10 protein-coding genes are annotated in these 13,951 nt (G+C 40.0%); 5 read left to right on the top strand and 5 right to left on the bottom strand.

The genetic code is table 11. From position 1 onward, the window contains the following. The first annotated feature begins 139 nt into the window (after nt 1-139). Both F986_RS02640 and F986_RS02635 read left to right on the top strand, forming a co-directional pair. Entirely contained in the window at nt 140-829 is a 690-nt protein-coding gene (locus F986_RS02640; protein ID WP_004691682.1) for an ion channel, read from the top strand. Nucleotides 830-986: 157 nt separating this feature from the next. Beyond that, complete coding sequence (locus F986_RS02635; RefSeq protein ID WP_004691680.1) at nt 987-2,954, top strand: BCCT family transporter; 1,968 nt, start codon at nt 987-989, stop codon at nt 2,952-2,954. A 50-nt stretch (nt 2,955-3,004) separates the two neighbouring features. Here the strand turns inward: F986_RS02635 and omp33-36 are convergent, their stop codons facing one another. Further along, nucleotides 3,005-3,883, bottom strand: coding sequence for a porin Omp33-36 (gene omp33-36 / locus F986_RS02630; RefSeq protein ID WP_004691679.1), 879 nt, complete (start codon nt 3,881-3,883; stop codon nt 3,005-3,007). A gap of 1,086 nt (nt 3,884-4,969) precedes the next feature. Between omp33-36 and F986_RS02625 the strand changes: the two genes are divergently transcribed. Both F986_RS02625 and F986_RS02620 read left to right on the top strand, forming a co-directional pair. Further along, nucleotides 4,970-6,715, top strand: a complete 1,746-nt coding sequence (locus F986_RS02625; protein WP_004691677.1) for a GGDEF domain-containing protein — start codon at nt 4,970-4,972, stop codon at nt 6,713-6,715. Between the two features lie 63 nt (nt 6,716-6,778). After that, on the top strand, nt 6,779-7,252 hold the full coding sequence (locus F986_RS02620; protein ID WP_004691676.1) for an HIT family protein: 474 nt from the start codon (nt 6,779-6,781) through the stop codon (nt 7,250-7,252). 35 nt (nt 7,253-7,287) lie between these two features. Here the strand turns inward: F986_RS02620 and F986_RS02615 are convergent, their stop codons facing one another. The 4 genes from F986_RS02615 to tenA all read right to left on the bottom strand — a co-directional run bounded on the left by F986_RS02615 (nt 7,288) and on the right by tenA (nt 12,643). Further along, complete coding sequence (locus tag F986_RS02615) at nt 7,288-8,160, bottom strand: AbiJ-NTD4 domain-containing protein (RefSeq protein WP_004691675.1); 873 nt, start codon at nt 8,158-8,160, stop codon at nt 7,288-7,290. A gap of 121 nt (nt 8,161-8,281) precedes the next feature. Then, on the bottom strand, nt 8,282-11,113 hold the full coding sequence (gene uvrA / locus F986_RS02610) for an excinuclease ABC subunit UvrA (RefSeq protein ID WP_004691674.1): 2,832 nt from the start codon (nt 11,111-11,113) through the stop codon (nt 8,282-8,284). 319 nt (nt 11,114-11,432) lie between these two features. Further along, on the bottom strand, nt 11,433-11,807 hold the full coding sequence (locus tag F986_RS02605) for a hypothetical protein (RefSeq protein ID WP_004691672.1): 375 nt from the start codon (nt 11,805-11,807) through the stop codon (nt 11,433-11,435). Nucleotides 11,808-11,968: 161 nt separating this feature from the next. Then, the gene (tenA, locus tag F986_RS02600; protein WP_004691671.1) at nt 11,969-12,643 is read right to left on the bottom strand and encodes a thiaminase II; all 675 of its coding nucleotides are present in this window, start codon (nt 12,641-12,643) and stop codon (nt 11,969-11,971) included. Nucleotides 12,644-12,854: 211 nt separating this feature from the next. On the opposite strand from tenA, the gene F986_RS02595 reads away from it, so the two are divergent. Then, complete coding sequence (locus F986_RS02595; RefSeq protein ID WP_004691668.1) at nt 12,855-13,934, top strand: DUF475 domain-containing protein; 1,080 nt, start codon at nt 12,855-12,857, stop codon at nt 13,932-13,934. The last annotated feature ends 17 nt before the right edge of the window (nt 13,935-13,951 follow it).

Raw genomic sequence — 13,951 nt, 5'->3', positions numbered from 1 at the left:
CAAGCAGTACTCAAATTGTTGAACAAAATGAATCGACTGACACGAATAAAAAGCATCGGTTTCAGTGGCTATTCATGCTAAGTTAAAAAAGCGAGAACAAGAACCAATCAAACTTGGCTTTAAAAACAACAGGCTACATATGCAAGTATTTGTCGAATTTTGGAAAGGCTTCCGTCTACTACCTTCAGCATGGTTACTGCTGTTGCAATTTATTATGCTGATTTTGGCGCTGTTGAGCGGTCATAGCCTGTCCTTACGTGTATTGGTTTGGGGCTTAGGTGTTTTGGTCCTGTTACTCATTGCCAAGGTCATTCGTCAAACTCCCGTGTTTACCATCCTCGGCTTGAGCTTTGTTGGTGGGGCATTGTTCTTTTCCTTACTGATTTTGCTCGGTGCGCGAGATCCAATGCTTTTGGTGATTAGTCATGCCTTTGAAGCGATGGCCTATTTTATTGCGGCTTATGGTTTGCTGCGTTATATGTTTGCAGACCGTTATTTAACCAAAGATGAACTATTTGCTGCAGGGGCAGTGTTTACACTTATTGCATGGGGTTTTGCCTTTTTATATAGCATTTGCCAGATTTTAGAACCCAATAGCTTTTTAAATCCCAATGTGGCGGGTGCACAGTCATGGCTCGATTTATTATTTTTAAGCTTTAGTTTGCAGTCGGCGACAGGTTTGTCCGATTTAATGCCACTGACACCGCTGGCCCGTATGATTGCAATGTTGCAGATGTTTTGTGGGGTGATGTATTTGGCTTTAGTCGTCTCACGCTTGATTGCCTTGCAGTATATTCAGCACCGACCCAATGATCATAAAGAAAATTAAACTGTTACAGGATTCGCACTGCCTTATTTTTAAACATAAATTATGATGGAACAGAATCGTTAAATTTTAAGCTATTCATTCTTCACTCTTTATTAGACTCGTCTAATTAACCATTTTGGTTATATCTTTGTACTAAAAATAATTTTCTGGGGGAATTATGCCTTCCATAAAGCCATCGCTGTTTGCAAACATCAAACGGAATGTATTTCTCAGCACTGTCCTGATTCTAGTGCTTTTTCTGGCCTTGATTCTTTTTGACCCAAGTGGTTTTGAGGCTTTAACCAAACATTTAAATCAATGGATTATTGATTCATTTAGCTGGTTTTATGTTTTATCTGTCGCGTTATTTCTGATCTTGCTGATCTTTATTGCGCTCTCCGATATGGGGAAAATCAAACTCGGTCCTGATCATAGTCTGCCTGAATATAGCAGTAGCTCTTGGTTCGCCATGCTGTTTACCGCAGGGATGGGGATTGGTTTGATGTTCTTCGGTGTCGCTGAACCCGTGATGCATTATGTCAACCCGCCAACAGGGGAAGGGCAAACCTTAGATGCCGCACAACAAGCAATGCGGATCACCTTTTTCCACTGGGGATTACATGCATGGGCCATTTATGCGCTTGTGGGATTGTCACTGGCCTATTTCTCTTTCCGACATAATTTGCCTTTAAAGGTTCGCTCCGCTTTATATCCTTTGGTGGGCAAAAAAATCTATGGTGTAACGGGAGATGCGGTTGATACCTTTGCAACCTTAGGCACCATTTTCGGGGTTGCGACCACACTTGGTTTTGGGGTGACCCAAATTAATTCAGGACTGAATTATCTTTTTGGTATCCAGCAAAGTATTGGTATTCAGGTCGGGCTAATCATTTTTGTCACTTTTTTAGCTTCGCTCTCAGTCGGGTTTGGTTTGGATAAAGGCATTAAACGGCTGTCTGAATTGAACTTGGTGCTGGCAGTGGTTCTACTGTTATTTGTGTTTTTTGCCAGTTCTTCCATTTATATCTTACAAACCAGCATTCAAAATGCAGGGCAATACGTATCCAATCTGTTCACGATGACCTTCAACCTGTATGCCTACCAACCCAATGGTTGGATTGGTGGTTGGACCATTATGTATTGGGCCTGGTGGATTTCATGGTCGCCTTTTGTTGGAATGTTTATTGCCCGAGTGTCTAAAGGTCGAACCATTCGCGAGTTCATTGTCGGGGTGTTGTTCATTCCAACAGGTTTTACCCTGATTTGGATGGGCTTCATGGGGAATGCAGCGCTGTTCAGCATTATTCAAGATGGGCACACTTCTTTAATCTCAGCGGTACAACAAGATTCATCCGTCGCACTGTTTGAATTTTTGACCCATTTACCTTTCTCTCAAATATCGAGCCTGATTGCGACCGTTCTGGTGGTGCTATTCTTTGTGACTTCAGCCGACTCAGGCTCATTGGTGATTGATTACTTAACCGCAGAAACAGAAAACTCACCCTTGTGGCAACGGCTATTTTGGACCATTTTGATTGCGTTACTGTCGATTATCTTACTGATGGCAGGCGGACTTTCAGCCTTGCAATCGGCCACAATTATGAGTGCCTTGCCCTTTACTCTGATTATGTTACTGGTCTGTTGGGGCTTACTGAAAGCATTGCGTTTGGATGTCACCAAAATGCGTGCACTACAAGATGCGCGAATCACGCCACGTGCGATTCAAAATCCACGCAGTTGGCAACAGCGTCTAGGTCTGATTATGCATTATCCGCATACCCAGTCTGAGGTCGAAGAGTTCATTGGCCAGCAGGTACAACATGCATTTTCAGCGGTACAAAAGGAATTTCAGCGCCGTCAGCTAGACGTGACCATTCAACCGATTGAGCATGGCTTGCAGTTACGTGTAGATCACCATAATGAAATTAACTTCATCTATCAGGTGGTTGCCCGTGAAACCCAGCCACCCAGTTTTATGGCGGATCGACTCGAAGAACAGCAGTTTTATCAAGCTGAAGTTTTCTTAAGAGAAGGTGGACAGAATTATGATGTGATGGATTGGACTTTAGATGATCTCTTGCAAGATATTATTGACCAATATGAGCGTCATTTACATTTCTTAAATTTAGTCAGAGCCACAAACTAAAAAAAGGACGCTTAAAAGCGTCCTTTTTTATATTCAGTTTCTAAATGAAATTAGAAGCGGAATTTAGCGTTTACGCCAACAGTTTGAGTATCAAGATTTGCATTTTCAGCATTAGCATTTACATAGCTTGCGCCTACAGCAACTGCTGGAGTGATGAAGTAGTTAACGTTTGCACCCCAAGCTGAATCTGGAGTACCAGCAAAGCTTGATTCAACATAAGAAGCGCCAAAACTTAACGCAGGAGTTAAGTAAAGGTCAGTTTTAAGTTGGTAAGCGGTGTCTTCACCGTAAACAAGACCAGCTTCTAAGCCGAGCGCCATGTTTGTACCGTCGATGTTACCTACGTATTTAGTACGTGCAGTAACCGCGTCTTGATCTTCACCGATCGTAGCAGCTTCACCAACAGCTTTAACAACACCATTGCCCATTACGTTGAACGCATCAAGAGCAAATTGGTCAGCAACGCTAGTATAACCTACAGCAACCAAGAAGTTCGGAGCAGCTAAAGCACCCACTTCAAGTGCATAACGGTCACCATTGTCATCAGGAGTTTCGCTGTTTTTACCATCCAAATGCGTGTGGCTATAAGACGCACTTGCATATGCTGGAACGAATTTAGTAGGAATATACGCTTCAGCTTTAGCGCCGTAGTTGTGTGCGATGAAATCAGTACCGTCAGTGCCTAATTCAGCATAGTTATATGCCAAAGAAACATTTGAAGCTTGGTTTAAAAAAGCAGCTTCAGCTAAAGGACCTTTAGATGAATCAACATCTTTAAAGTAGAAAGTACCTTGTAAACCGCCAGTAAAATCTTTGTCATTTGCATCAGATGCATCGATGTATTCAGATTGACCTTGTACTTCGAATTGGTATGCTTGAGCACCGGTCATGGCTAATAATAAAGCAGTGGCTAAACCGAGTTTTTTCATGATATTTACCAGATTGTTAACATTGGATTAAACTAATGCTATTCTATTGTAACAATTTATTAAGTCAATGAGCTCTAATGGTATTATATTATTGAGTAATTACTCTAGCTATGTTAGAGGTTAAAAATTGCTCAATTGAGTGTATCCATGTCAACCAAAAAAAACTTACTGCAGAACAATAGGGTATACCTATTTAGAAAACAGAGAATGCAGGAAAATGAATTGTACTGAACTTGATTTTTAATTGATAAATTAGATTGAATATATAAATATAAACGGTAAAAAAGTTAAATAAGGCACCTCAAATATAGGCGTTTTTGTGTCCTAAATCTAAAAAACGCCTAAAATTAGCACAAAAAGCTCGTTTTTTGCTTGCATAATGTACATATCTTCTCTGTATTTGTGATAATTCTCACAATAATTATGCAATTATATTAATCCGTAGTGCTTTGGTTGGCTTTACAATAGAGCAGATTTATTTCATAATAATTTTAGCGAATCATTTAACAATATTGTTGTTTTCTGAGAAGCTAATTCTCCTCAAACAGTTTTTGTTTATCTGCCCAACTTTCCCCAAGGTTGGGCTTTTTTTTATTTAAATTTTCGCGATCTTATTTTTTTCTGAATAAAAAAAGATTGGAATTTAATGCGCTATAATGGTGCAAATATAGGTCTATATTTTTAATTAAAAACTTTTATTCGGGCAAAAAAAAACCAACCTCTAAAAGAAGTTGGTTTTTTCCGCCAAAACTTGTGGGAAAATTAGAATATCTGCTGAGGATACACTCTAATTCGCCCCAATACTGTGCATTATGCACCTAAATGTTGCATGTGTAAATATAGGCACTTTAAAAAATGGGAATTAAAAATATTGAATGAAATTCACACTAAACATGAATATTATTAAGGATGGATTGACTCAGCTTTCATAGGTGAGTGAAAGTTTAGCTGTGATCATTTGGGGATGATGAAATCTTAAAACGATGCAAAACAAAGAATTAATCACTTAAATACACGATATACTGTTCGTATAATAAACAGTTAATTTAGTTTTCTTTTATTTGGGAATGGGGGCGTGGTTGAAGTATGCGAGAAATACGCTCTGAGTATTTGAGTCAAAAGCTGTATATTGCAATGAGCATTATTATTTTGTCATTGTGCAGCTTATCCATTCCGTTGATGGTTAAAAGTTATCGTGATTACATCAAAACTAACCAAGCTTTAACTGAAATACAAGCCTTACAGGCTGTTGCAGACTTGGCCAATAAGATTTCACGAGAGCGTGCGCCCGCCAATAAACTCATGTCGAGTAATCAACAAGATTTTGCCAAACACGTGCTTGAGTTAAAACTATATCGGCTTACGGTGGATGAGCAGATGAAAAAGACTTTAGAAGTTTTAAAGCACTCGAACCTCCCAAATTTAGATTTAAGTTTAGTTGACCGTTTAGATGAAGCTTTAACGCAAGGCAGACAGCAGGTAGATGCCTATGCAGCTCTACCACGTGAGCAACGTAATGCCGAGACCATGGATCAAGCCATCCTAAAAATGTTCAATGCTTGGGATCGTAGTCATGATGTTTTAAAAGACGTAATCGCTGTATCTGAAGGCAAAGACACCGCTGTTTCAAACTTCTATGTCCAAATTTTATTATTAGCGGACTTACGCGATCAGGCTGGTCGTGCTGCATCCAATGTGATGGCGCATGTAGCTTTTAAACAACCGATTCCTGAAACCAATTTAGCGCGTTCTTTACAGACTCGGAAGCAAGTGATGTATTTGTGGGAACTCATTGATACCTTACAGCCCGAGCGTGATAAAACCGAAGAATTTAAAGTGCTGCATCAAGCGGTTTATAACGAGTTTTTAGCCAAAGGGCTATTAATTGTTGAGCGCTTGATGAATGAAAGTATTTACCATCGACCGTACTATTTAACTGGGACACAGTTAACTGAAGCAATCGTTGATAAATTTTCGACCGTGGTGGAATTGCAAAATTATTTACTCAAATATAGCGTTGAAAAAGCCATCATCGAAAAGCATAAAGCACAAAATATTTTGCTCACAACTGTGGGTATTTCACTTATTTCAATTTTTGCGGCACTGTTTACCATGATCTATGCGCGTAAGAGAGTGTTTAGTCCACTCATTCAAGCGCGTGAAATTCTGTTTGATTTATCCCATTCCAGTATTCGCCCCAACCCAATGGATACCAAAGATCAACCCGCTAATGTGTATTCTTTATTTACAGCGATTCAGCAGTTAAAACAGACGCTTCAGCAGCGAGATGCGTTGGAGTTTCGACTCAAGAATATTGCGCATTTGGATTCATTAACAGGGGTTGCAAACCGTTATGCGTTGAATGAATACATTAAACTTTTGGAAAATCAGCCGACTCAGTTTTCGGAGACTTGTTTAATGGTGATCGACATTGATCATTTTAAACAGGTCAACGATGTATATGGACATCTGATGGGGGATCAGGTGATTCAGTTTGTGGCTGAAAAATTAAAAGAAAATATTCGGACTTCTGACTTGTTAGTACGTTACGGTGGTGACGAATTTATTGTGCTAATTGAAAATGTTGGAATGGAGCGCGCTTTAAAAATTGCGGAAAAGATTCGTTCTGAGATTTATGAAGCGAAGTCAGTTGATCATGTACGCTGCCCTGATTTGAAAGTTAGTATTAGTATTGGGGTGGCAATTGGTGCGACCACTTGGATGGCACTGTTAGAAAAAGCCGATCGTGCTTTGTTTCAAGCCAAAGAGCAGGGGAAAAACAAGGTTGTGGCTTATTCAGTCGATGAAGTGAATGAGTCATATTATATTTAAAAGAACTAGATCAAAATAAATAAGTAAATTAAATAACAGTACAAAAGAATAGATGAGGGGCAAATGGGAACAGACTGTATTTTTTGTCAGATGACACGAAATGAAATACCTTGCCATATTATTGATAGTAATGATGAATTTATGGCATTTCTCACGATATTCCCCAATACTTTGGGTGCAGCTGTTGTAATCCCCAAAAAACATTACACAAGTTATGCTTTTGATTTGGATGATGAAGTTTTAACTGGATTGATGCTATATACCAAGAAAGTTGCGAAAAAGTTAGATGGCTTTTTTGAAGATGTTGGGCGCACAGCAATGGTATTTGAAGGTTTTGGTGTAGATCATGTTCACGCTAAGTTATTTCCAATGCATGGTACTAAGCAAGTGCATGAAAACTGGCAAACTGTGAACTCGAATGTTGATAAGTATTTTGATCAATACGAAGGTTATATTTCTTCACATGATTTTCAGCGAGCGGATGATGATACGTTGGCGAAGTTGGCTGAAAAGATGAGGGGTTTTGGATTGTCTTAGATTAATAAGGAGTAAGTAGTTTTACTCCTTAAATGTTATTTTGTTTTCTCAATCAAATAATTGATGAAATTGGTACATGCTACCAACATAAATTTGGCATCGATATAACTTAAATTAGATTCTTCGAGCATAGCATGGCGGATACCATCACCATCTGATGTATAGCCATAAAATTTGACAAATCCTTCTTTTAAGCTTTTATGCAAATCATATTTATTTTGAATAATAGCTAGGGTTTCTTGAAATCCAGCATTTTCTTTATTTGCGATAATTTTGCAAATACCTTCTAAGGCTGAAATAGATTCTTTTATTGAATTTCGATAGTCAGGATTCTGCCGATCTGACATCAATTTTAGAGCTTGATTTAAATGCTGTTGTACACCTGAATATGGATTAGTGTTTTCTATTGCTTGTTCTATAGATTGGATTTCTTGTTCTGATGTGATTGGAGTAATTTGATAATTAATTACTCTATAAGCAGAGTTCTCAATTTCCAAGCAATCATTCAAGAGAATGATAAAATCCTCTTTTTTTTCATCAAAAGGAAAATATTCTATACAAGCCTCAATAAAATTATAAATTTCATACCATTTGTATGTTTTAAAAAATAAAGTGTCAATTTCAGCAATAGTAGATTCTATCGAATATGGGATTTGGTCAATTCTTTTCTTGAAAAAACTATGAAATAGTAATTGAAAAAAAGATTCTAAATTACTTCCAATAATAGGACGACTTCGGGCACCAAAATGGTAAGAATACTTGTTAAAAATACATACTATAATTGCATTCCACAAAGCATTTTTTAAATCTGTATCTATTGAATTCTTCTGAATTATTTCACGAATAGGTTGATAACCATATCTTTCTGAGAAGCGCATTTTATCCCCGACAAATCCAATTTTACTCATGATTTTTAATCTCCCCTAACCCCTCTTTGATAAAGAGGGGAACACCACTTGATTGGTAATGGGAACTCCTTCCTTTTTTAAAGGTGAGGAGTATGCACCGCAAGGGGAGGATTAAATCGTATTACTTCAACAACGGTTTCAAAAACTTCGCTGTATGTGAAACTTTAGATTTCACCACATGCTCAGGTGTACCTTCCGCAATAATCATCCCGCCACCTGCACCACCTTCAGGGCCTAAATCAATCACCCAGTCAGCAGTTTTAATCACATCCAAATTATGCTCAATCACCACAATGGTATTACCCTTATTGCGAAGCTCATGGAGGATATCTAACAGTTTAGCAATGTCATGGAAATGTAGACCTGTAGTGGGTTCATCCAAGATATACAACGTTTTACCCGTATCACGTTTTGCCAATTCACGAGCCAATTTCACACGCTGCGCTTCACCACCTGACAGTGTCGTAGCAGACTGACCTAAACGAATATAGCCTAAACCGACTTGATTCAAGGTTTCTAAACGACGATGAATCACAGGAATTGCATCAAAGAAATGCATGGCATCTTCAACGGTCATATTCAGTACATCGGAAATATTTTTGCCTTTATAACCGACTTCTAAAGTTTCACGGTTATAACGTTCACCATGACAATTATCACAAGGCACATACATATCAGGTAAGAAGTGCATTGCCACTTTGATCATGCCGTCACCTTCACAGGCTTCACAGCGACCACCTTTCACGTTAAACGAGAAACGTCCCGCAGCATAACCACGTGCTTTGGCTTCTGGTGTTTGCGCAAATAATTCACGAATCGGAGTAAATAAACCTGTATACGTTGCAGGGTTAGAGCGAGGTGTACGACCAATTGGGCTTTGATCAATATCAACAACCTTATCAAGGAATTGCAGACCATCAATCGAATCAAATTTCTCGGCCGTTAATGTCGTTGCACCATTCAGTTGTGTCGCTGCCAAAGGCAATAAAGTACGATTAATCAGCGTTGATTTACCTGAACCAGACACACCAGTCACACAGGTCATCACACCCAAAGGAATGGTTAAATCCACATTCTGTAGGTTATGACCCGCAGCACCCATCAATTTAATTTGTTCTTCAGGCTTTGGCGGTTCAGTACGTTTTTTCGGTACTTCAATTTTTAGTTTGCCTGATAAATATTGACCCGTGAGAGATTCACTATTCGCAAGGATTTCATCATAAGTCCCTTCAGCAATCACATGACCACCATGAATACCAGCACCAGGACCAATATCGATAATATGATCTGCTGCACGAATCGCATCTTCATCATGCTCAACGACCAAAACGGTATTCCCCAAATCACGTAAACGAACTAAGGTTTCCAATAGGCGATCATTATCACGTTGATGCAGACCAATCGATGGTTCATCGAGGACATACATCACACCCATCAAACCTGCGCCGATTTGCGAAGCCAAACGAATACGTTGCGCTTCACCACCAGACAATGTTTCTGCTGAGCGAGATAGACTTAAATAGTTCAGACCCACAGAGACTAGAAAGTGCAGGCGCTCACGAATTTCTTTAAAGATTTTATCGGCAATTTCACCTTTTGCACCATCAAGATTTAAATCTTGATAATAACTTTCTGCATCACCAATCGACATTTTGGTAATTTGGGCAATGGTTTTGTCTTTCACTCGAACATGACGTGAAATTTCATTCAGACGTGATCCACCGCAGGCATCACATGCTGCATTAGACAGATATTGTGCCAAATCATCACGAACATAGTTTGACTCTGTTTCACGATAGCGACGTTCTAAATGTGGCAAAATTCCTTCAAAAGGTTGTACACGATTATGTTTGCGACCACGTTCATCGATATAACTTAAATCAACTTTTTCTTTGCCTGTACCGTATAAAAATTTCTTTTTGGTGTCGGCATCCAATTCATTCCAAGGTGTATCCAAAGAAAAACCAAAATGCGCTGCGACTTTTTCAATCATGCTGTAGTAGTACGGACGTTGTCTGTCCCAACCGCGAATTGCGCCTTGGCTAATCGAAACCTCATGGCTTGGAATGAGTTTTTCAGCACTAAAATGGCTACGAGTACCTAAACCATCACAGGTTGGGCAGGCACCAAAGGGATTGTTAAATGAAAATAAACGTGGTTCAAGTTCTGCAACGGCACGGTCACATTCAGGACATGAGTGTTTAGCCGAAAAAACCCGATCTGGGTGTTCACCGTTCATCCAAGACAAAACAGCAATATCACCACCTAAGCGCAGTGCCGTTTCAAAAGATTCTGCAATACGGTTGCCGAGGTCATCACGGACTTTAAAACGATCCACCACCACTTCAATGGTGTGTTTTTTCTTTTTATCGAGTTCTGGAATTGGGTCGAGATCAACAATCTCACCATCGACGCGCGCTCGTACAAAACCTTGACTTTGTAGCTGTTCAAATAGGTTGGAATATTCACCTTTACGTTCACGCACCACAGGTGCAAGCAGCATCAGCGCTGTCCCTTCATCCAATCCTTTTACTGCATCGACCATTTCCGATACGGTCTGTGCCACCATTGGTAAATCATGCTCTGGGCAAAATGGCGTGCCGACACGTGCGTAGAGTAGACGTAAATAGTCATAAATTTCGGTAATGGTTCCCACCGTAGAACGTGGGTTATGGCTGGTCGATTTCTGTTCAATCGCAATGGCAGGGCTTAAGCCTTCAATTGAGTCAACTTCAGGCTTTTCCATTTGTGATAAGAACTGGCGCGCATAGGCCGAGAGCGATTCGACATAACGACGCTGGCCTTCGGCGTACAGCGTATCAAATGCAAGTGATGACTTACCTGAACCAGAAAGTCCCGTGATCACCACGAATTTATCGCGGGGAATATCAAGGTTCACATTTTTTAAGTTATGGGTACGTGCGCCTCGAATACGGATATGACTTTGGCTCATAAAACTATCTCGAAATTGTGCAGATGAAGGAAGTATATGATAACGACTTATGCTTTATTCAAGTGTTAAACATGATTTTATAGCGACAAATCATGTCGGCCAAAAGAAAAGTGATGCTGCTAGACTGTAGCTAGATTTCAGTGTTGAAACAAGTCTCAAGCTATCGATATTGGCTGCGACTGAAGACAGAAAGATGTTTATGCGTTGCGTAAAAAGAGTGGATCACCCATTCGGCGTAGTGTAAAAGTTGCATCATGGTTGTGCTATTTTTGGTTTGCCATAGGCCTTCAGGGATAGAGTGTTGTTGTGGTTGCAGCATTTAGCATGCTAGTGCATAAGGACGTTCAAAGATTGAATCGACCGTCTCAAAAGCAAAGGGACGGATAATGTCATGATGGAGACGGGCATAGAAATTGACTTCGTGCTCAAGAGTTTGTAAGAAGGCGTCGTAGTCATTTTCAAAGTCTAGTAGGTCGAGTAAGTCTTGTTCTCGACTTAAAACACAATGATATTTTTTAATAAAAGCCAACATCAATTTTTGAATATGTGGATTGGTATAATAAATGAGATAGGTCGCGGCAGAACCGCAGTGTAAACAGCCTTTTTCAAGGTATATTTCTTCGTTATTTAGCCAGCAGCATTGTACGGTAAAAAATGCACGAATGGCTTCAGTACCTAGAGTATCAGGATGCATGAGAATGGCCCTCGAAAGTTAATTATGTAAATGATAATTATTATCATTATTGGAGTTTAGTTTTAAATGCTTAAAATAGCAATCGCGCCTTCTGAAAAAATACGATATTCGGTAAATAAAAAGCCCTGAAGGGTTCAGGGCTTTTTGGATCATTTTCGCTTTTAAGCGTGGTCTAAACCGAGCCATTGCTGCTGTTTATAAGCGCTGTCCCAGAACAACCATTCCAGTTCAGCCCCTTTACGGTAGGCTTTATGCATTTTCTCAATAGTGTCTGCATCACAGCGTGCAGCCACTTTATCGATGGTTGCAATTACATTACGTACTGCTTGGTTGAATTCTTCACCTGCGTAAGTATCGATCCACGCTTGGTACGGGTTGTTGGCGATAGAGTTACCCACAATGTCTTTACCGACTTCAGCATAAATCCAAAAACAAGGTAAGAGCGCTGCTAACACCACAGGGTAGCTTTCAGACCATGCTGTTGCCGTTAGAAATGAAGTGTAATGGTGACATGCCAAAGTCAGAGGTGTTTCTTCAAACTGTTGTTTTGAAATATCAAAATTTTTCATAAAGCCATCATGTAAACTGCGTTCCACCACAATCGCTTCTTTAGCCCCTTGGCTAAACTGAATAATGTCGTCAGCCTCATACGCTTTGGCACCACACACCGCTAAAGCACGACCATAAGCCACCAAGTAGTGCGCATCTTGAATCACATAATGACAAAATGCTTCTTTATTAAGTGTGCCTGAAGCCAATTCTTGGTTAAAAGGTAAAGCCAGTGTTTTTTGATATAAGTCGACATTACGCTGCCAAACGTCTTGAGAAAAAGCCATGATTAGATCCTAAGGGAAGCCAAAATATGGGCAAGACTATAACAACAGTTTACGCGGAACAACAAACCATCTCCGTACATCGGTGAGATAAGTAAAAATTAACGAAGATGTTTTGGTTTCAGGCGCAAAAAGCGTCATAATTGCGGCCATAAAACTCAACCTGTTTTTTAAGTTTTCGTTCATCTCCAAATTTTTTATAGGTCGATCTGTCATGATGAAACATTTTGGTTTCTCTATCATTTTTACGATCGTGTGTCTTGCGTTGTCTGCGTACTGGGGTTTTACCCATGGACCAGAAGCGGGCTTAAAGACCATGTTTACTGCTTTGACCATCACTGCAATTTTAGCGGTGATGGAGGTCTCGTTATCTTTTGATAATGCCGTGGTCAATGCATCTGTTTTACGTGGTTGGGATCATTTCTGGAAAACGTTGTTCCTGACTGTGGGTATTTTAGTCGCTGTATTTGGTATGCGTTTAATCTTCCCTGTCGCAATTGTGGCTGTAACTGCAGATATGGGCTTTGTTGAAGTCGTACAACTGGCTTTGAATGATCCAAAAACCTACTCACAACGTCTGATGGATCACCACCCTGAAATTGCTGCGTTTGGTGGAGCATTCTTGTTACTTGTGTTCTTAAACTTCTTCTTAGATGAAGAGAAAGACACGCACTGGTTCCGCTGGTTAGAACGCCGTTTGACCAACTTAGCCAATGTTCCTGCAATGTCAGTCTTCCTTGCACTGATTGCACTTTTGGTGATGGCGGCTAATGTCGATGAAGCCAAACGTCTGGTGGTGACCATGGCGGGAATCTGGGGCATCGTGGTTTATATTGGCGTACAAGTCTTGAGTCATTTGTTGGGTGGTGAACCTGAAGTTGATGAAGATGGCAATGCAGTTACGCATGATGCCAATGGCGCAACCACAGGTGTGGTCAAAGCAGGTATTGGTGGTTTCTTATACCTAGAAGTACTTGATGCATCGTTCAGTTTTGATGGCGTAATTGGCGCGTTTGCCATTACTTCCGATGTCGTGATTATTATGTTGGGTCTCGCGATTGGTGCGATTTTCGTGCGTTCGATGACCATTTACTTGGTCGAAAAAGGTACCTTGGATGCCTATGTCTTCCTTGAGCATGGTGCACACTACGCAATTGGTGCTTTAGCATTCATTATGCTGGCAAGTGGTACAGGTCTACATGTCCCTGAAGTCGTTACGGGTTTAATTGGTGTAGCCTTTATTGTTTGGGCTGTTATTGCTTCTATTCAATACAAAAAACATCAAGCCGTTTAAAGCAGATTGCTTTAAAC

The sequence above is a fragment of the Acinetobacter johnsonii CIP 64.6 genome, from assembly GCF_000368045.1.
In the GTDB taxonomy this organism is placed as follows: domain Bacteria; phylum Pseudomonadota; class Gammaproteobacteria; order Pseudomonadales; family Moraxellaceae; genus Acinetobacter; species Acinetobacter johnsonii.
This window is presented reverse-complemented; position numbering and strand designations above follow the sequence as displayed.

Bases quoted from the DNA above. Each gene is read 5' to 3' on its own strand.
- F986_RS02640 (WP_004691682.1), top strand. From the start codon at position 140: ATGCAAGTATTTGTCGAATTTTGGAAAGGCTTCCGTCTACTACCTTCA.
- F986_RS02635 (WP_004691680.1), top strand. From the start codon at position 987: ATGCCTTCCATAAAGCCATCGCTGTTTGCAAACATCAAACGGAATGTA.
- omp33-36 (WP_004691679.1), bottom strand. From the start codon at position 3,883: ATGAAAAAACTCGGTTTAGCCACTGCTTTATTATTAGCCATGACCGGT.
- F986_RS02625 (WP_004691677.1), top strand. From the start codon at position 4,970: ATGCGAGAAATACGCTCTGAGTATTTGAGTCAAAAGCTGTATATTGCA.
- F986_RS02620 (WP_004691676.1), top strand. From the start codon at position 6,779: ATGGGAACAGACTGTATTTTTTGTCAGATGACACGAAATGAAATACCT.
- F986_RS02615 (WP_004691675.1), bottom strand. From the start codon at position 8,160: ATGAGTAAAATTGGATTTGTCGGGGATAAAATGCGCTTCTCAGAAAGA.
- uvrA (WP_004691674.1), bottom strand. From the start codon at position 11,113: ATGAGCCAAAGTCATATCCGTATTCGAGGCGCACGTACCCATAACTTA.
- F986_RS02605 (WP_004691672.1), bottom strand. From the start codon at position 11,807: ATGCATCCTGATACTCTAGGTACTGAAGCCATTCGTGCATTTTTTACC.
- tenA (WP_004691671.1), bottom strand. From the start codon at position 12,643: ATGGCTTTTTCTCAAGACGTTTGGCAGCGTAATGTCGACTTATATCAA.
- F986_RS02595 (WP_004691668.1), top strand. From the start codon at position 12,855: ATGATGAAACATTTTGGTTTCTCTATCATTTTTACGATCGTGTGTCTT.